This window comes from Hyphococcus formosus, assembly GCF_046736345.1.
Classification (GTDB): Bacteria; Pseudomonadota; Alphaproteobacteria; order Caulobacterales; family Parvularculaceae; genus Hyphococcus; species Hyphococcus formosus.
Map to the genome: position 1 here is coordinate 1,405,025 of NZ_CP157210.1, position 18,257 is coordinate 1,423,281.

At 49.8% G+C, this 18,257-nt stretch carries 13 protein-coding genes; 4 read left to right on the forward strand and 9 right to left on the reverse strand.

Annotation, left to right across the window (positions count from 1 at the left end):
* Window positions 1-10 precede the first annotated feature (10 nt).
* The 7 genes from ABFZ83_RS06415 to ABFZ83_RS06445 form a co-directional block, all read right to left on the reverse strand.
* Entirely contained in the window at window positions 11-1,549 is a 1,539-nt protein-coding gene (locus tag ABFZ83_RS06415; protein ID WP_411818609.1) for a putative porin, read from the reverse strand.
* 28 nt (window positions 1,550-1,577) lie between these two features.
* Window positions 1,578-2,249, reverse strand: a complete 672-nt coding sequence (locus ABFZ83_RS06420) for an energy transducer TonB (RefSeq protein WP_411818610.1) — start codon at window positions 2,247-2,249, stop codon at window positions 1,578-1,580.
* Window positions 2,250-2,253: 4 nt separating this feature from the next.
* Window positions 2,254-2,661 carry an ExbD/TolR family protein gene (locus tag ABFZ83_RS06425; RefSeq protein WP_411818611.1) on the reverse strand — a complete coding sequence of 136 codons (408 nt, stop codon included), beginning with the start codon at window positions 2,659-2,661 and terminating at the stop codon, window positions 2,254-2,256.
* 9 nt (window positions 2,662-2,670) lie between these two features.
* The gene (locus ABFZ83_RS06430) at window positions 2,671-4,485 is read right to left on the reverse strand and encodes a DUF2341 domain-containing protein (RefSeq protein WP_411818612.1); all 1,815 of its coding nucleotides are present in this window, start codon (window positions 4,483-4,485) and stop codon (window positions 2,671-2,673) included.
* Between the two features lie 17 nt (window positions 4,486-4,502).
* A complete protein-coding gene (locus tag ABFZ83_RS06435; RefSeq protein WP_411818613.1) occupies window positions 4,503-6,014 on the reverse strand; it encodes a ShlB/FhaC/HecB family hemolysin secretion/activation protein in 1,512 nt (503 codons plus the stop codon).
* Between the two features lie 480 nt (window positions 6,015-6,494).
* Entirely contained in the window at window positions 6,495-7,457 is a 963-nt protein-coding gene (locus ABFZ83_RS06440) for a FecR family protein (protein ID WP_411818614.1), read from the reverse strand.
* Window positions 7,458-7,465: 8 nt separating this feature from the next.
* Window positions 7,466-7,954, reverse strand: a complete 489-nt coding sequence (locus ABFZ83_RS06445; protein ID WP_411818615.1) for an RNA polymerase sigma factor — start codon at window positions 7,952-7,954, stop codon at window positions 7,466-7,468.
* An 887-nt stretch (window positions 7,955-8,841) separates the two neighbouring features.
* Between ABFZ83_RS06445 and ABFZ83_RS06450 the strand changes: the two genes are divergently transcribed.
* The 3 genes from ABFZ83_RS06450 (at window position 8,842) to ABFZ83_RS06460 (ending at window position 15,737) form a co-directional block, all read left to right on the forward strand.
* Window positions 8,842-11,046: a TonB-dependent receptor domain-containing protein gene (locus ABFZ83_RS06450; protein WP_411818616.1), complete on the forward strand. Its 2,205-nt coding sequence runs from the start codon at window positions 8,842-8,844 to the stop codon at window positions 11,044-11,046.
* Window positions 11,047-11,307: 261 nt separating this feature from the next.
* Window positions 11,308-12,630, forward strand: coding sequence for a putative porin (locus ABFZ83_RS06455; protein ID WP_411818617.1), 1,323 nt, complete (start codon window positions 11,308-11,310; stop codon window positions 12,628-12,630).
* An 80-nt stretch (window positions 12,631-12,710) separates the two neighbouring features.
* The gene (locus ABFZ83_RS06460; RefSeq protein WP_411818618.1) at window positions 12,711-15,737 is read left to right on the forward strand and encodes an amidohydrolase family protein; all 3,027 of its coding nucleotides are present in this window, start codon (window positions 12,711-12,713) and stop codon (window positions 15,735-15,737) included.
* A gap of 61 nt (window positions 15,738-15,798) precedes the next feature.
* On the opposite strand, the gene ABFZ83_RS06465 is transcribed toward ABFZ83_RS06460, so the two are convergent.
* Together ABFZ83_RS06465 and ABFZ83_RS06470 are read right to left on the reverse strand one after the other, a co-directional pair.
* Window positions 15,799-16,470 carry a Fe2+-dependent dioxygenase gene (locus ABFZ83_RS06465; RefSeq protein WP_411818619.1) on the reverse strand — a complete coding sequence of 224 codons (672 nt, stop codon included), beginning with the start codon at window positions 16,468-16,470 and terminating at the stop codon, window positions 15,799-15,801.
* A gap of 14 nt (window positions 16,471-16,484) precedes the next feature.
* The gene (locus tag ABFZ83_RS06470) at window positions 16,485-17,048 is read right to left on the reverse strand and encodes a hypothetical protein (protein ID WP_411818620.1); all 564 of its coding nucleotides are present in this window, start codon (window positions 17,046-17,048) and stop codon (window positions 16,485-16,487) included.
* Between the two features lie 448 nt (window positions 17,049-17,496).
* Here ABFZ83_RS06470 and ABFZ83_RS06475 point away from each other — a divergent pair, with 448 nt between their 5' ends.
* Window positions 17,497-17,970 (forward strand): hypothetical protein, encoded by a 474-nt coding sequence (locus ABFZ83_RS06475; RefSeq protein WP_411818621.1) that lies wholly within the window; start codon window positions 17,497-17,499, stop codon window positions 17,968-17,970.
* Window positions 17,971-18,257: the final 287 nt, after the last annotated feature.

Consider the following 18,257-nt stretch of genomic DNA (forward strand, 5'->3'; position numbering starts at 1 on the left):
GGCTCCCCGATCAAAAGTTTACGTTCAGGTCGATTTGAAGAACGTCCAACGATAATGGCGCGCGTTCAATCGAGTCAGATGAGAACCAACGAAGATTTAAATTGATATTGTCGTAGATACCGTAAGCTGCTTCAACTTCGTATCCTTCGACGTCGGTACCGCCGAGCGCAAAGTCAGAGTCGGTAAAGATATCGAGAACCGCATCCGTTTCGACATGGCGATAGCCAGCACTTACGCGCCATTCACCAGCTTTTGTTATCACCGGATAACCGGCTTCTGCACGTATGTACCAACCTATATCGCCTGGCGTCACGCCCTCTTCACCACGCAAAACATTAATTTGCTCTTCGTCCAAAGCAAGGTTTTTAACAACCTCACCAATAAGACGGAAGCTTGTGTCGCCTACTGAGTAGCCTAGTTCTGCTGTACCTGAGACCAGTTCAAACTCGGACGCCAAACCGGCGAGCGTAGTAAGTCCATCTGTACGCATATTAAATAGCGAATTACCTTTTGATAAAAACTGCGGCGCACTCCAGTCGGTCAAGCGCGAACCATCAGGAGCGTTTTTCAAACTTTGAACTTTATCGTAGTGATAGTAGGCACCCGCAACTTTCGCAAAGAAGCTATCATTATAATCTACGCTGGCACCAAACTGTCCCGCATACAGATAGCTGTCGTCAAACAACTCTCTTTCCTGGAGTGGAAATACGCCACCAGAGGCAAATAATTTGCCTAAACCCGCGAATTCATATTCGCCCGCTAGTATTACTCCTTCGGGATTAATGTCCTCATCCCACACGAGATTTGTACTATAAAAAGGATTAGGCATCCGACCCGCAATAAAATGAAAACCGTCAACTGGTTCGACGTCAACGAACGCATGATCAACCCAAATTGCATTGCGATCGAAGTAGCTTCCGAAACTTGAATTGGTAGAAATTGCACCTGGTTCATCTCCAGATGCGAGACGAACACCGACTTTTACACGATCAGTGACATCAGCCTCAAAATTTAAGCGCGCGCGATACATCACTCGCTTTCGATCGAAGATCGAATTCAACAAAGGAAAGCCATCTGCATCAGTAACACCGCCTTGCTGATTAATAGCGTTAGCATCCGGGAAGAATGGGAAGTTGTCCTCTCCATAACTCTCAAATTGGCCACGAACACGGAGGTCGCCAGAGATATTGATGCGTTTCGCCCAATCAGGAAGAACATTCGGCGCTATCCACCCTTCGCTCTGAGCCGAAGCGGTGACATCGTCTTTAACCGTCTGGGCAATTTCTTCACGGACAGTCTCAGGAACGTATGGGACGTTTATCACGTCCTCAGCAGATGCGGCGGCTTCAGCTTGCGCTCTTTCGGCTGCGTTCTGTCGAGCCTTAACAAGAATTCCCTGCGCCTTATCGAACGGGATCAGCCCTTCATCCACCAGCAACTGCAGAATTTCAACGCCGACATCTTCGGTTGATTGCGCCATGGCAGTAGTGGCGCTAAAAAAGGTCGAGGCGATAGCCGCGCCGCTTAAAAAATATTTTCGAATGGACATAGTTACTCTCTCTATTTTCCAAACGGGATCATTCGCCCGCCCGCTTCAGGTTTATGATTAAATTGGTTGTCGCGTTTACGCCGGAGGGGCGACCACGACCGAGTGGTTTCAAATTCGCCAAAACATCCTGTATGGCTTCGTCAAGATCCGGGTCTCCAGTCGACGATGTCAAAACTGCCGACGTAAAAACACCGTTTTTGTCCACGGTTATGGAAACGCCTACTTTACCTTTAGCGCTCCGTGTACGTTTGTCCCTCTGTAGCGCTCGAGTTATGTGCAGCGTTAACAGCGCTTCCCAACTCGTGCCTCCTCTTGTCCCGGTTCCGAAAAGGCCACCACCACCTCCAGCCGCTAAGCGAAAGCTATCGCTTCCCGAATCCGCAAGCCTATCCAAGCCTCCCAAACGTTCCGTAGACGGCTTAGGGGGATCCGAGACAACCGGCGTAGGATCAGGCGCTGCAACTGGTTCCGGCGTTTCTTCAACAACCTCTTCCGGCTCTGGCTCTTCTTCTACGATCTCCTCTTCAGGTTCCTCTGGAACCTCAGCGACCGTAATTTCATGAATTACTCGCTCCATCTTTTCGGCGCTATTCGTTGAATTGACCCAGAGTGCAACTGCGATCGCCCCTGCCAGAAGCCCCGCCGCAAAAACAATGAGCAAAACCCGATCAAGAATGCTCGGCTTTGGCGCTTCGATCATGCTGTTAACTTCCCCTTGGACGTTCGCTTACAAGACCGATCTGCGTAATTCCGGCTCGACCACATGCATCCAACGCCTCCATGATCTTCCCGTATTGAGAGACACGATCACCGCGAATGACGACAGGTAAATCTGGCGTAATGGACTTTTGAATGCGCAGTTCTTGCTCAAGCTCTGCGGGCGTCACAGGATAGGTATCTAGATAAATTTGCCCCCGACTATCTACTGTGATCGCCTTCGTCGTTGGCGAAGCCATACTCTGACTAGAACTAGCCTTAGGTAAATTAATCCGTATTCCCTCTATTGATGCTGTTGTCATCAAAATAAAAATAACCAAAAGCACGAACGTCAAATCCACCATCGGCGTAATATTGATATCGTCGTAAGGTTTTCGTTTTTTCTGAACTTGCATGCTCTTCCCCTATCCTTCATTGCGATGGGAAGTCGCATTAGCTCGGAATATCTCGGCCATATTCTTTTCGAGTTCATCAACAAAAATTTGATTTTTCGCCAAAATATTATCGAGTTGCCCGGTCAGATAATTGTAGCCAAACAAGGCAGGTATAGCGACCGCGAGACCTGCGACCGTCGCCAACAAGGCAGCTGCGATACCTGGCGCAATTGCCGTCACATTCACCTCGCCAGCAGCTGCAACCCCAGCAAAGGTGATCATCACGCCGAGGACGGTACCAAGCAATCCAAGGAATGGTCCACCGGAAATCGCAATTGTAAGAAGAACCATCCAGCGCCCTAATCGCTGCTCTTCTTCGACCGCGCCTGCGCTCATTGCCGATCGGATAGCGGCCGCAGTTTCCGGAGCCATGATGTATCCGTCTACTGAGCTACCTTCTGCGCGAATTCTTCGGTTCAATTCTTCCTGACCAATGCTGAACAAACGCCCTAATGAAGAATGGCTGTGCTTCTTCGTAAGCTCTAGATTCGTAACCGCAGCGCGGGAATCAGCACCATGCGTGTGCTCTCGGAAATACTGAGAGAACTTTTTGTTGTATCCGTTTGTTCGCCCAAACATTCTCCATTTGGCAAACATAATCATCCACGAAATCGCGGACATGATTGAAAGCAGTATTATGATTACCCATGCATCAGTGGTTAGTGCACCAACAAGTATGGCAAAGTAATTGTGATGCTCTTCTTTGACCTGCTCAGGTTCTGGAGCAAAATGTACAAACCTGGTTCTCACGCCCTGACTGTTGGCCATCAATGCTATTCGTGACGAAGACCTTGCTTTATTCGACCGATAAACCTCATCTAGTGATCCGATAAAGCCATCCGAAAGCCCATCGCTCGTAGCACCGATTCTCTCGCCCTTTGTTAATGCCGGCAGTTCCGCTTCACCTACAGCGGCAACCGCCCCATCAACAAATAATTTTATTGTTTCGTCGTCGGCGACGATTGCCAAATGGGCCCATGTACCGCGTGACAAAGGTTCAGATGCTGTCCATGCGCTTTCACCAAGCCGGACTGTCGGAACGTCATCGACGATAACCAACGATAATGATGTGTCCTCATTTGATTTTGAGAAAACCGTCTCAACACGCGGCTCGTCGGCTTCTTCACCTTCGACCTGCTTTGGCCGTATCCAGGCAGCAAATGTTAACTCGCCGTCTTCCTCTTGAACTTGAATAGACGCGCTTGATTGTACGTCGATGCTACTCTCGGCACCGACCTCGATTCCTGCGCCGACCATTCCCGATAGAGTCGGCGATACACCCATCGCTTTGAAGACATTATTATTGTCAGTTACGTCTTCCGGAATTCCAGCATCGTCGCTTAGGTGAAGGACATAAGAAACGTAGCCGTCATAAGTTGCCGGCGCATCCGCCACCGCTTCCGCGTCGTCATTTCCATAGTAAAGCCATAGCTGTTGAACCATCCCCGGGGTAACTACAGGAACTTCAACCCATGCATATGCCAACTCTGCTAGCGGGTCATACCGCTCAAAATGATAGTCGAGCGGCATTCCATCCGCCTGGTTGACGAAACGGATATCGCTTCCGTCTTCTTTGGCTTTAGTGAAATCTAGAATTCCTGAATGGATACGAACAAGCACTGGCACATAAGGTACATCAGTATCCATCATCTCAATTTGCGCTGCATCTAACGTTAATTCATGACGATAGCCCCAATCCTCATCTAGGCTTGACTGGGCCAAAGCAGGTGCCGCCACACTCGCGAACAGAGTCGCAAGACAAATACGCAGTTTTTGTACTGACATTTTTTGTTGTTCCTTACTTAGAATTCGTTCCACACTCGGAATTGAATTCGGAATTCATCACCAATATCGAGTAATGTTGAATTTTCACGATGAAATGGCTTAGCGATAGAAACGTTTGCGTTAAGTCCGCTCAATGCACGCAGGCGAATACCACCGCCAACACTAACTAACTCCGCCGCGCTGTCCTGAACACTCAAGGGATTATAAATGCGAACATATCCGGCATCGCTAAACGTATAGAGGCGCAACTCATCGATTAGGCCGTTTGTCACGCCGTGAAATGACGGTGAATCAATTTGAAGCTGACCCGATAGGCCATCATCCCCTAATTGGAAACTCTCGTAATAGCCACGAACACTCTGTACACCGCCGATAGAAAATTGTTCATTCGATATGACAGGCTCTCCCGCCCATTGCCCGGCTATTCCCGCGCTGACATGCCAATCACTGTCGAATTTATATTTGTAGGAAGCATTGGCCCGGACGACAGACCAATTCGCTTTAGCGTTAAACCGCTTTATGCCGAACTCAGCGTCACCCGCCGCTAAACCGCGAACCCCAAACACCGCCGTTAGGCCAAGGTCCATATCATAGCTCGTACCTCGCTTTGCCTGCGAGTATCCGATAGAAACCGGCATGTAGCTGATAGGCGTATAAGACGGATTATTTTCCGAGAATAGGCTTTCTTCAAAATCTTTATAGTCAATTCCGAAAGTGAACTGGTGAATACGTGGTGAAATAGGATCACCCGTTACCTTCGAGTAAATCGTTCGTAAACCGAGGATATTACCCTTCCCCAAAACATTGATATCTCCAATCGCAGAAACATCACTATCCGTATGAACAGCATAGCCCACTAGGGTAAGTGGCAATTTACGTAATGGCGCAACATAGGAGGCCGAGACAACCCACGATTCTCCGGGAGCCTCCGGGCTCATCTGGGCCTGGAGATTCATACTGTGCTCGCGCTGAAAGAGATTTCCGTAGCTAATCGAGGCAGCAACTTTGTACCGTTTCGTGTTAGAGCTAGCGCGATCATTCACTTCGATAGAACCGTGAAGCGGCAACTTGTCATCAACCATGAGGTCGACATCGACAGTACCCGGCTCAAGACCAGCCCGCAGCGTCGGCGTCACCAATCGATCTGCAGATTTATTCACCGCTGCGAGTTCTTTTGATACCGCGTTATAATTAGGTACACCGCCCTCTCGTAGAGAAGGTACGCGTTCCCTTATGTCTTCTGGGGAGTAGTAATCAGCCCCGTCAACGCGAAGACGACCAATCTTCATCTCCACGACCTTCAGGCGAACAACACCATTGCGAACGTCTTGTGCGGGGATCACCACATTGACGGTTTCAAAGCCTTTTTCCTGATATGCCGCGAGGAGCGCTTTACGCGCTTCGTCCACATCGCTCACCAACTTCTGATGCCCTAAATAAGGCATCACTGCGGCCTCAACCTCTTTACGCGACAGAACGCTGTTCCCCTCAACCTGATAGTTCAGAACATCAATTCTACGCTCCTGCACGGCTTGCTCAGATGCGTCCTGAGCACAAAGCTTTGGAGGAAAAAAAACACATAGAGCCGCTATGCTCACACAACCAACTGCGCGCAGATACATTAATATACTCCGTTATCGGATAAAGTGCCCGGCAGCATCAAAGGCGGGCAACAAAAAGCGTAATTAAGTAAAGCGGATTACCCGGCTAAATCGCGACCGAACCATTTTGCGTAATAATCAATTTGCCGTTTGTGCAATGTGATTGCGTCAAACATGCCACTTCCCCAATTCCAATTATTGGCGCTCCGCCCCAAACGTCACACCAAACCCACCGTGATACGCACCCGGCATTTACCGGCGCGCAACGCGAAAGCCCTTCGTGAACTTGCGCTGTCACATCAAGGACGTTGCAGCCCCCGATGACCTCAACAGATTTTTAAGATTTTAAAAAAGGTTCACAAAAGGCAGCACGATAGAATTGCAATGCCTAATTGATCCGCAAAATTTTCAACGAAGAACTCTACGTGGCGCGAGCGTCAAATAGCCATTGTCCTCATATAAATTGAGGTCGTATATTTCTGCGACGCTTTCCGCAAATGCACGCGAGTCAGACAATCTAAATACGCCGCTTAGCTTGGCCTCCGCCGCCAAACTACTTGCGAGGCGAATTTTATTATTGCTATAGCGGTTCATCTCATTGAGGGCTTCCGCCACTGGCGTTTCGTTTAAGATTAACTGCCCTTGGCGCCACGCGGTAACGACCTCGATCTGAGGTTGGTCTATCGCAATGCTAGGATGCACCTCGCTTTGACGTAGTCGATCACCAGGAACAAGCTCAATCTTTTCAGCTGAGTTCTCACCACGGGTTACCTCAACAATACCGCTCAATAGGGTAACGTCTACGCGCTCATCATTACGGCGCACAAGAAATGATGTTCCAACCGCGCGGACTTGGCTATCGCCAGCGTGAACTATAAACGGCCGAGACGTATCATGCGCGACATCGAACCATGCCTCGCCTCGCTCAATTTCTAAGTGCCGGAAATTACGGTCGTACCGCACGATAGCTCGCGTATCAGTGTTAAGCACCATTTCGCTACCGTCAGGTAACATTACATTTCGCTGTTCGCCGATCGCGGTTTCATAAGCGGGGGGACGTCCCGATAGAAACAGGACAATACCAACCGTTAGGAATAACATCGCTGCTGCGGCAATGGGTTGGAAAACAGTTTTCCACCGCCGCGGCCTGGTCGTCATTTTTACATCAAGATATTCGTCAACCTCAATTTGGCCTAACCCGTCCCAGACATCGTGAATTTTTGTATATTCCGGATCGGCCTCCGACTTACGCAGCAAAATAGATTGAAAGGTACTCGAATGCCCTCGCGTGCGGTCACTAAGGCGCACAGTTTGCAGCGCTGCTTCGTAAAGCTCAGGGCGGCGTTGCTCTATCGAATAGGCATTAGTCATCGCGCGCTTTACCACCCCTCCATCCACTCAGCCAAAATGGCGATTCCTTTCGCAATGCGCTTCTCTACGGCGCTTACGGACATGCCGTGTCGATCAGCTATAGTAGAAAGGCGTTCACCATCCAAGCGCTGCGCCTTCAACATTTGTCGAGTAAGCGGATCAAGCTTTTGAAATCCCTCATTGAGGCGTTCCAACTTTTGTTTAGCGTCATAGACTTCATCAGGACCTGGAGCTTCATCAACGATTGAAAATTCTTCTACCGGTTCCGCGGCTATGCCATTTCTTGCTTGCTGTCGCGCCTGATCAATCGAGAGGTTCACAGCGGTTCTAACGAGGAAACCTTCTGGCCGCTCCACAACTTGGTTCTTTTTATACACCTCAAGGCGTCGATATGCTTCCTGAACGAGATCATCGACCGCGTCACTCGCAAGGCCACGCTTGTAAAGCGCGCGCCTGACGCTGGTCAGAACATCGCTAAGTACTGGCGGGAACGACACGCAAGCGAACTCCACTCGTAAAGCGTCTCTATCCCGGACATTTATGTAATATTTATGTCATTCAGAACATTCATTTAAAATGAGCAAACCGTCAAAGGAACACTACTTCGTATTCTTGACTTGAAATTTTCAAGCCCCCCTTAACGCGGATTGCTTTTTGGTAGAATAACTTACGAGTAGACAACCTTATGGCGATCATCGCACGGGGGTATATTAGGTGAATTTTCAAGAATAATTCCTTGCGCCCAATAAAACTCGTTCGCTCTGCGTACGGTCCACTGATTTTTATTTGCGCACAATTAATTCTACCTTGTGATTTTGTCACCAACTTGTTATCTCAGTGGCACGTACCGCACAAAGGTTCCGTTCAAAAATTCCTGAAGTTGGTCTTCCGCCTTTAGATCAGCTAACGGAGCATACTGAAATTACAGAAATTAAGTTTAGTCATTTCAAGACTAAGGCGGAGCAGCGCGTAGCGCTCATGGGGAATGTATGATGTGCGAGTTGCCGAAAGTAACGGCACGTGTCGCGTTAATGTGGGCATTAACGCTCACGTTAGTCATATCCGCTCTCGGTATCGCCGCACATGATATCCAGGCAGAAGATCATGTCGCGCTTCATTGTTCGTACTGCGTAACTGCTTCGCAAGTTGATAATGGCGATACGTCAACGTCACTCCCCCTCCTTGATGGGCCACATTTTACCCTCATCGAACCCACAAGTTTTAAAAGCCCATCCACTAATGTTGTTTCCAGAGGCTATGCACGAGGGCCACCGCGCTAAGTAGCGCATACGCTCTCAGATTTCTCCCAACTATTCGAAAATTATCTGGCCGCGTTCCTGAACGGGAACACGTCGGTCGTGCTCAACCTTTTTTAGGAAAACCAATGAACAGTAAATTCAAGTTATCACTACTCGTCAGCGTTGCGTTATCGCAATCGATTTCGGCTTCTTTTGCGCAAAGCGAACCGAATGCGGGCGTGACCAATCTGAACCCGGGAGATGACACAATTGTCGTCGAGGGGCTCATGCAAAAAGCGCAAATCAATCCGGTTAAGGTCCTTTCTGGTGAAGAACTCATTCGTCGCCGACAAGGAACCCTCGGCGAGACCCTAAGCGGAATGCCGGGTGTCCATATGGATAATTTCGGCGGCGGTGCATCACGGCCAGTCATTCGCGGCCAGACCATTCCCCGGATCGAAATCTTATCCGATGGCGCTAACATCTTCGACGCTTCTGCGCTGTCGCCTGATCATGCCATCGTAACTGACCCGCTATTGCTTGACGCCATCGAAGTACAACGTGGCCCCGCAGCTGTCGTTTATGGCGGGAATGCACTTAACGGTGCGATCAACCTGGTCGACAGCAAAGTGCCAAAATCACTGCCCGAAGACGGCATCGACGGCGCTGGTGAGGTTCGGTACAGCACGGTCGATAATGGTGTCTCAACCGCCGGCCGCGCAACCATGGCTGCAGGTCCTTTCGCAATCCATGTCGAAGGATCAACAAGCGATGCCGATAATTACGAAGTGCCGGACGAATTCGGCGCAGAAGAACTAAAAGACTCCTTCGCGCAAAGTAACAGCTACAGCGTTGGCGCTTCATGGGTAACCGACAAAGGATATATCGGCGCTGCTTACACAGTACAAAACGCTGAATACGGCCTACCCGGTCACAGCCACGCCAATGCGGCGTGCCACACCCATGGCCTTGACCTTCATTGCGCGACCCATGGAAGCTATACAGACCCGTTTGTTGACTCCAATGATGATCATATTGCGAGAATCAACCTTAGAAATGAACGCGTCGATGTTCGTGCCGATTTTGAGAAATTATTGCCAGGGCTCCAACATGCCCGACTGCGCCTCTCCTACACAGACTACAATCATGACGAAGTCGATGGATCATTGACTTTTTCACAGTACACAAACGAGGCATATGACGCCCGCCTTGAGTTGACTCATGAACCCTTTTTCGGGTTCACCGGAACTTTAGGAGGTCAATATACGGATGCGGCTTTTACCGGCCTTAACTTCAACACGGCTCATGAAAATGACGACCCGCAAGAATATACCAGCGAGAATATAGGGATTTTCTTGACGGAACAGCGCTCTTTTGGGCCGATTGAAATTGCACTGGGCGTACGGAAGGATTGGCGCACACTCGAAGCAACAAAAGGGGTATGGAGCGATTATTTTAAGCTCGTGCCGGGTTATGATTATCCTCAAGAACTTCTCGACCTTTTCCCGGTCTGGTATGATGAATATTTCGAGAAAAATTTCCCTGCAACAAAACACAATCCCCTTTCCGCATCATTAGGCGCAAAGTGGAACCTCGATAACGGCTATTCAGTATCCGCAACACTGGCACGCTCGCAACGCGCGCCAAGCGTTCGCGAACTTTATGCCCGGGGCAATAATCTTGCGACAAATAGCTATGAAGTCGGCCTCGCAAAAACCGAATCTGTCTCTAGCCAACTTCCACCAAGCACAACTGACGTTGAAGAGACGACAAAATCGATCGACATTACCTTAAGAAAAGAAGGTGGGCCAATCGAATTTGAGTTAGGCCTATTCCATCAAGACATTGATGATTATATTTTCGCGCAATTGATTGAAGAAGAAACCAACGGTCATCGCCTCTTCGTCTATACCGCGGAAGACGTCACCTTTACGGGTGTTGATGGTCAGGTCAGTTATCGTTTTGACGACACCGCAATCGTAACTCTGTTCGGTGATTATGTTCACGCAAATCTCACCGATGATAATAGTGACGAACTACCGCGCATTCCGCCGGGACGGCTAGGCGCACGCTATGACTTCGATCAAGGCCCATTCGCCGCTGGTCTGGAATTCTACCGGACCTTCAGCAAAGATACGGTCGCCTCATATGAAACCGTCACCGACGGTTACAATATGCTCAATGCGACTTTTGCCTATCGTTTGGAATTATCGTCAAACCGGACCGCAGAAGTCTATGCCCGCACGACGAACCTTACCGATGAACTTGCATATGTGCACACATCTTTTGTGAAGGATCAGTCGCCACTCCGTGGACGTAGCGTCGTCTTTGGTCTACGCACGACATTCTAATGAGGGTGCGGAGATGCTTTACCGGCATCTCCGCATTTCCCCCGGTTCATGCTTACTCGCTAAAATACCGTGTGTAAGATAGAACCCTTCGGATCACTCGCCTCTTTCTCGTGTCCGAAATTCTCAGCGCAAATCCCAAAACTTATCCCGGTACGGTAATTTTTTAGCGGATTTTACCCGGCATTGGCGACCTTTACCCACTGCATTGACGCGATCATTTGGAAATTCCCGCTAAGCTTTGCCTAGCAACAGGAATTCCCCATGCGCCGAACTGGATTGAATATTTGGGTTGCACTGTTTGCCGCTCTCATTTGCGCGCAGCCCGTATCTGCCGCGCCGGAAGCGGTAGACCGACCAGATGAATTGCGGTCAATGCTGACCGAACTCAGGGCTGAACAAGCAAATCTTGCAGAGAAGATTGATCGCCTCGAAGCCTTGCTAAACAGCAATTCAATTAAATCCCCCGCCGGCTCTGTTGTTCGACTGCAGCCGGATGAGCCAGCGATAACGGTTTCCGATCAATCTGAACGCGGACGTCCGAAAGCAGACGCCACCCCAAGAAACAAGCTTGATTTCTCGGGCGATCTTCAACTCCGTTACGAGGGTAATTTCAGCGATGATGACCTTCCCGACAGAAACCGTGGCGTAACTCGTGCGCGCTTACGCGCGAACTATAAAGTCAATTCTCTATTCTCAGTTGGCACAGAGATTTCAACTGGTGACAGTGATGATCCGAATAGTGTCCATGTTACTCTTTCGGATTTCGCGGATGATTTTGAAATCAGTTTAAGTCGGCTTTTTGCCCGAATTGACTTGGAAAACGGCGTTACGTTACTGGGCGGAAAGTTCGCAAACCCTTTCCTGCGAACCGACCTGGTTTGGGATGGTGATGTCAATCCTCAAGGGGCTGCAGCAATTTTCGACCTTGCCTTGACGGAAAGCATCCGCGTCACGACCGCGGGTATTTATTCGATCCTCGACGAAGTGACGCTAGGCCCAGACAGTGATATGATTGGGGGACAAATCAATGTTGGTCTAAGACCCAATCGGAATTGGCAATTTTCAGGTGCGGTCAGTTATTACGATTATAACTTAAAAGCGCTCGCTGGGGCTGACGCTGGTGATTACCGCAGCAATCTTCGCGACAATTGGGGCGGGTATTTATCGGAATATGAGCTTTTAGACCTATTGGGGAGTGCCTCTTATTTTGGTTTGGGCGAGCGCTGGCCCATCACCATCAGCGGCGATTATGTGAAAAATTATGGCTCGGCAGCTGGTAATGATCATGGTTACAGCACGATGCTGACCATTGGGCGCACCACTTCGGTTCATGATTGGCGACTGGCCTATGGCTATTCGCAAGTCGGCATTGATGCAGTCTTAGGTGCATTCTCAAATGACAATCTGGCAATTGCTACAAATTACCAATCCCACTTATTGGGCGTTGATTTTACCCCGTTTGATCATGTCGTGCTAAACGCGACACTGTATCATTACAAACCGCTAGAAGCGGTATACGCTGGCAATCATGATCCCGACGATTGGCTCGATCGGCTGCGTCTAAATATGACGGTCAGTTTTTAGCGCGGGGCATTACCCCAAAAAGCGAGAGTTTACCCTTAGCCTCAATTGCTCAGTGTTTTGAACGACACCATTCTTGAGCGATGACAATTCGCGAATGGCCTAGAGCACTCATCAACCGGCGAGACATGCTCGGCGCGGGCAGCCTCGCCGCCGGCATCGCGGGCCTTTCGGCCTGCGCACCCGCTTCTCAAAACAAAATCAGCAAGAGCGCGCTCTCCGCGACGACAGTCACTGAAGTGACGAATATCTCAGTCGCACCATCACCCGACGGGAAATGGCTCGCCTTCGATCTGTTGGGCTTGTTATGGATCATGCCCGCATCTGGTGGTGATGCGAGATGCATATCCGATGCGTATGCCGATCTTGCCTATCCATGTTGGTCGCCCGATGGAAGCCGCATCGCTTTCCAATCCTATCGATCTGGCAATTTTCACATTTGGTCAGTGAATGCCGATGGGAAAGATCTGCAGCAACATACGAGCGGACTTTTTGACCACCGCGAGCCAATATATACACCCGACGGAAAAGCATTGCTCTTTTCGTCAGATCGTACTGGCCGTTACGCGATTCACAAACTTGAATTCCGTACAGGCATCATCAGCCAATTGACCCACGGTGAAAGTCAAGATAGTGAACCCTGCATTGCCCCGGACGGCAAAACCATTGCCTATGTAGCAGACGCTCTGCGCTTGATGCTATTGGATAAAGCCGGCGAAACCACATCAATAGCATCCGTTAAAAAGCCCGCAAATTGGACGCGGCCTGCGGGACTATTTGCGCCGACCTTCAGCCCGGATGGGCAGTTATCCTATGTCACGATTGTAGATGACGAAGCAAAGCTGCACGTGGGAAGCAAAGTGACCGTCGCGAAGGAAGACATATATCCCTTCCGCACCGGCTGGCTGGGCGAAGGCGGCTTTTATTACGCATCAAATGGAAAAATTAGGGTTCGGTCAGCATCCGGCAAGACGCGCGTCGTAGAGATGACGGCTAGCGTGCCCGTTTCGCGACCATCCTATCTGCGTAAAAACAATAAGCCGACGGATGATAGTCCGGTTCCGGTTAGAGGTATAACTTCGCCTACCCTTTCGCCCAACGGAAAACAGATAGCATTTGGTGCGCTGAATGACCTCTATCTTTTGACCATCGGCACACCGCAGCCAAAAAAGATCACGACGGGAACCTATGCTAAGCAGCACCCTGCCTGGTCCCCGGATGGAAAGTCCCTTGTCTACTCTTCCGATCGCGCCGGAACGATGGACCTATGGCTGCATGATTTAGAAACCGGTAACGAACGCCAATTGACTGAATTAGATGATGAAGCCGCTGTATTTCCCTGCTGGCACCCCGATGGATCAAAAATCGCTTTTCTGAATCATGCAGGCGCTTTGCATCTTCTTGATCTTGGCACAAATGAAATAACGCAATTATTTAACGCATTGTGGCTACCTGGCCGACCGAGCTTTAGCCCTGACGGATCGAAGATCGCCCTCGCCGCGTTCAAACCCTACTCCCGACGGTTTCGTGAGGGCCTATCGGAAATTCTCGTTATCGATGTTACCACGGGCGAAGGCATCTACACGCCCATCGCAAAAGATAAATCCATTGCAACCCGCGGCGATGACGGACCGATTTGGTCACCGGATGGTAATTATTTCGCCTATGTCTTTGCGAGCACGCTTTGGATACAGCCCATCGACAAGCATGGCGCATTTAATGGTGCTGCGCGGAAAATAAGCAGTGAAGTCACCGACGCCCCTAGCTGGAGCGGCGATTCAAATACACTTTTATATTTAAGCAACGGAAAGTTGCGGTTAGCTGAGATCGATAGCGACAATATATATACCGCACCGCTCAACCTGACTTGGAGCGCAGCCAAAGCGCCCGATATAATGGTCATTCGCAATGCTCACATATGGGATGCTCTTGGTTCTGATTACCGCGAGGGCGATGTCGTAATACGCAATAATCGCATTGCCGGCATTGAGCCCGCCGGTAGTATTAGCAGTAACGTCTCGCATAATATTGACGCAAACGGTCAAGTCTTGATGCCGGGTCTTATCGACATGCACACCCATCGGCAGGTGCACGGTTCCGGCTATGGTGATCGTATCGGCCGCGCGCTTTTATCTATGGGCATAACCGCAACGCGATCACCTGGTGGTGCCGCCTATTACATGACGGAAGACAAAGAAAGCATCAACGCCGGACGGCGGATCGCACCACGCCATTTCGGAACTGGTGAAGCGCTTGACGGGAACCGCATCTATTACAATTTCATGCGCCCGGTGACAGAGCCCGGGCAGCTTGATCTCGAACTATCGAGAGCCACGGCGCTTGGTTATGATATGGTAAAAACCTATGTGCGGATGGATAATCAGACACAGGAAAAAGTAATCAACGCGGCGCACGCAATGGGATTACCCGTCAGTTCGCATTATCATTATCCGGCATTGCGCTTTGGAGCCGACGGTGTCGAACATATGGGCGCGACCAACCGTTTTGGTTTTTCCAGAACCACCACAAGGCTTGGCGCGGGCTATGACGACGTCAACAAGGTCTTCGCGGCCGCACGAGGGGGCCGTACGCCCACGCTTTTTTCCGCAAATGCGCTCTTACCGGAATATCAGGATCTCGTTTCCGACGTCCGTATTCGTACCCTCTTGCCGCCGTGGGATCTCGCGCGTTTTGATGCGCTCGCGGAAATGATTAAAAACGAAGATAGAGAACCACTATTAGCGTCACTGGAAAACAAAATCGAACAAATCAAATCCATGATGGCTAATGGTTGGCGGGTCCATACAGGGACCGATGCACCTATTGATACAATCGGCGTGAGTTATCATCTCAATTTGCGCGCGATGACCCGCTATGGAATTTCAGCCTATGAAACGCTATTAACCGCCACCCGCAACGCAGGTGAATATTTGAATGAGCCGATCGGCACCATCGCGCCGGGTCAGATTGCGGATTTGATACTGGTAGATGGTGATCCGCTTACGGATATTGCCGATCTAATTAATGTTAAAACCGTTATCTGTGGCGGTATTGCCCACGACGTCTCTACAATTGCCGCACCTTTTGCGACCACAGAAAACCAGAATTGATTTTCGATAGAGAGGGTCTCTGCGACCCAAAAAAACGCCGAACGGAGACTGAATAGGCAGATCAGGTTTCCGCCCACATTCTCCAAAGATCGCTGGTATTTCGAGTTAAAGTGTCAAATGCCTCGGTTTTACCCGTTTCCGCAAACATGGTGGCGCGCAGATTTTCAAGTTCGAACAAGACTCTGCGTTTATCGGCTTCGCGAACAAGGCTTTGAATCCACCCCACCGCAACATCACGACGGCCTGATGTAACTTCAGTGACCTGATGCAATGAATTTGCGGGATATAGAATTGCCGCGCCGGCCGGCAATTTAAACGAACGCGTTCCCGCAGGTTCATCTATTTCAAGTTCGCCACCCTCATAGGAATCCGGATCAGAAAGAAAAAGCGTAAACGCAAGATCGATGCGCGTTTGGGGTGCCTCGCCCATGAGCGCATTATCGACATGGGGCCCGTAGCGCATTCCGGTGGTATAGCGGCTAAACAAAATGGGCGGCATTACGCGCGGCATAGCCGCCATCGAAAAATATCTGTTCGCCGACAGGGCCCCGACGACCATGGCCTGCATTTCTGCATAGTCGTCTGAGGCACCATCAACTTGTTTGTTTTCTTTTACACCCGCGGCGGCCCATCCAGCGGTTGCGCTACCGTCGATGAACTGTTGTTTGTCAAATTGCGCCGATAATTTAGAGAGTTGATCAGCGGTCAATATATCCGGGATGCAAATAAGCAAAACTAAATCCTTTATTACATATCCGGTGCAGCACCCTTCTTTAAGCTATGCGCCTTCCCGGAAACCGTGCCGTCGTCTTTAACAAACGCGACGCTATCCATAACGAAAAAGACTGTAACGCAATCTTCGATTTGTGTCTTACCGGCCCATGCAATATCCACGCAGAGCTTATTGTCTTTTGCTTCCCACGTGCCGGTCACAGGCTCCTTTACCTGTGCGCTACAAACGCCTTCATATAGCAAATAGCCGTCATTCGGAATTTCAGTAGTCGGGCATTTGCTCAATTCAACTTGATCATAGCGGATGTTGTATCCACCAACTTTTCCATCATCGCTATATTGGTGCGCATAATGATAAGGAATCACCAGCGAGTTCCCTGTTACAGCTTGATCGATTTGCTCTGTGGTTAACGCAGGAAACGATAAGGTGGGCCATACTTTGTGGACACCAATACCATTCTCACCGCCTTCACCGGCCAACATCAGCGACAACGCTTTGCCGAAACCAGTCGGATAAACAAATTCCGCAGGATCCGCCGGTTCTTGTGGCGCACCTGCCGCTACTGCCTGCGTAGCCATTGCTGTCGCCGCTACTGTCCCAGCTGCCGCAGACCAAAGTTTGATCGTAAATTTTTGCATGTTTTAGAACCTCGTTTGGTTTTAGATACATCAACAACCGAACTGGTCCGCGCCAACGCACAGACTAGAACAATCTTCATCCGCCAAACACACCATAGCCTACTGTCGAGGTCAGCTAATTCCTCGGGTAAGTCATTTTGATTAAGGGTAACGCGTTCCAGAGCGGCAGGATTGCACTGGCAACCGCCAGACGGAACGCCAGATAAACAATTGAAATACTGATGAAATCAGCGCCATTTAAAGTAAGAGATTATCAATTGGGGCGAGCCGACGATGCGCGGCATAACCTTCATCGCATTACCCAAATGTGCGGGCATCTAACCCAACCATTTTATTGCCGCCATACGCCCTAAATTCCACAATGAGCTTTATAAAAAGGATTGGTGCCATGCTTCAAAAAACATTCTGCTCGGTTATCGCACTCGCAATTTTCAGCGTGTCGGACGCTCAAGCTGAAACAGCTCAAACGAGCAACACCGAGGTTGAAATGACAACACCGGTCTTTGAAATGTTTCGCTTGGCACCTGGCCAAACCGAGGCGTTTATTCGCAGCATGGCAGAATGGGACAAAGTAAGTATTGCCGGAGGCCAACCCCCGACACAGCTATTTCTACATGCTGGGGGTGAAGGCTGGGATGTTCTTCTCTATAAACCCGCCCGCCCGAAACCTACGCCGGCCCAAGAAGCGGCAATGGCGAAAAAGGTCGAAGAGCTTGGTCTTCCCACTGGTGCGCTTTACTTTGTGACGGTCCGCGAAAAAATGGCCGACCACGTCCATTTTGAAGCGTCAGGACCAACGACTGCTGCTCAGTGGGTTGCGGAACTTGATCGCTTACGCGCAGACAAACCCCGTAAAAAGTAATTCCAACTCTCTTCGCCGAAAAAATATTGCGGAATGAGCACAAGGCTCAATTTGCCGCCTGGCGATAGACATCATTACTTTAAGTCATTCAACGCCAAAATAGAGAGCGATGCGCATTGTTGTTCGCTTCGCTTACTTTCGATTGAATTATAGACGATACGAAGTGATTTGACCGATGGGATGTTGATCCGGTGTTCTTACGGGCGTGTTAAAAGCGCGAAAAATTAAATAATAAACACACTATTCGGATCACATGATTGGCATACAAATAAAAAGGCAGGCCCAGA

Bases quoted from the DNA above. Each gene is read 5' to 3' on its own strand.
- ABFZ83_RS06415 (WP_411818609.1), bottom strand. From the start codon at position 1,549: ATGTCCATTCGAAAATATTTTTTAAGCGGCGCGGCTATCGCCTCGACC.
- ABFZ83_RS06420 (WP_411818610.1), bottom strand. From the start codon at position 2,249: ATGATCGAAGCGCCAAAGCCGAGCATTCTTGATCGGGTTTTGCTCATT.
- ABFZ83_RS06425 (WP_411818611.1), bottom strand. From the start codon at position 2,661: ATGCAAGTTCAGAAAAAACGAAAACCTTACGACGATATCAATATTACG.
- ABFZ83_RS06430 (WP_411818612.1), bottom strand. From the start codon at position 4,485: ATGTCAGTACAAAAACTGCGTATTTGTCTTGCGACTCTGTTCGCGAGT.
- ABFZ83_RS06440 (WP_411818614.1), bottom strand. From the start codon at position 7,457: ATGACTAATGCCTATTCGATAGAGCAACGCCGCCCTGAGCTTTACGAA.
- ABFZ83_RS06450 (WP_411818616.1), top strand. From the start codon at position 8,842: ATGAACAGTAAATTCAAGTTATCACTACTCGTCAGCGTTGCGTTATCG.
- ABFZ83_RS06455 (WP_411818617.1), top strand. From the start codon at position 11,308: ATGCGCCGAACTGGATTGAATATTTGGGTTGCACTGTTTGCCGCTCTC.
- ABFZ83_RS06460 (WP_411818618.1), top strand. From the start codon at position 12,711: ATGACAATTCGCGAATGGCCTAGAGCACTCATCAACCGGCGAGACATG.
- ABFZ83_RS06470 (WP_411818620.1), bottom strand. From the start codon at position 17,048: ATGGCTACGCAGGCAGTAGCGGCAGGTGCGCCACAAGAACCGGCGGAT.
- ABFZ83_RS06475 (WP_411818621.1), top strand. From the start codon at position 17,497: ATGCTTCAAAAAACATTCTGCTCGGTTATCGCACTCGCAATTTTCAGC.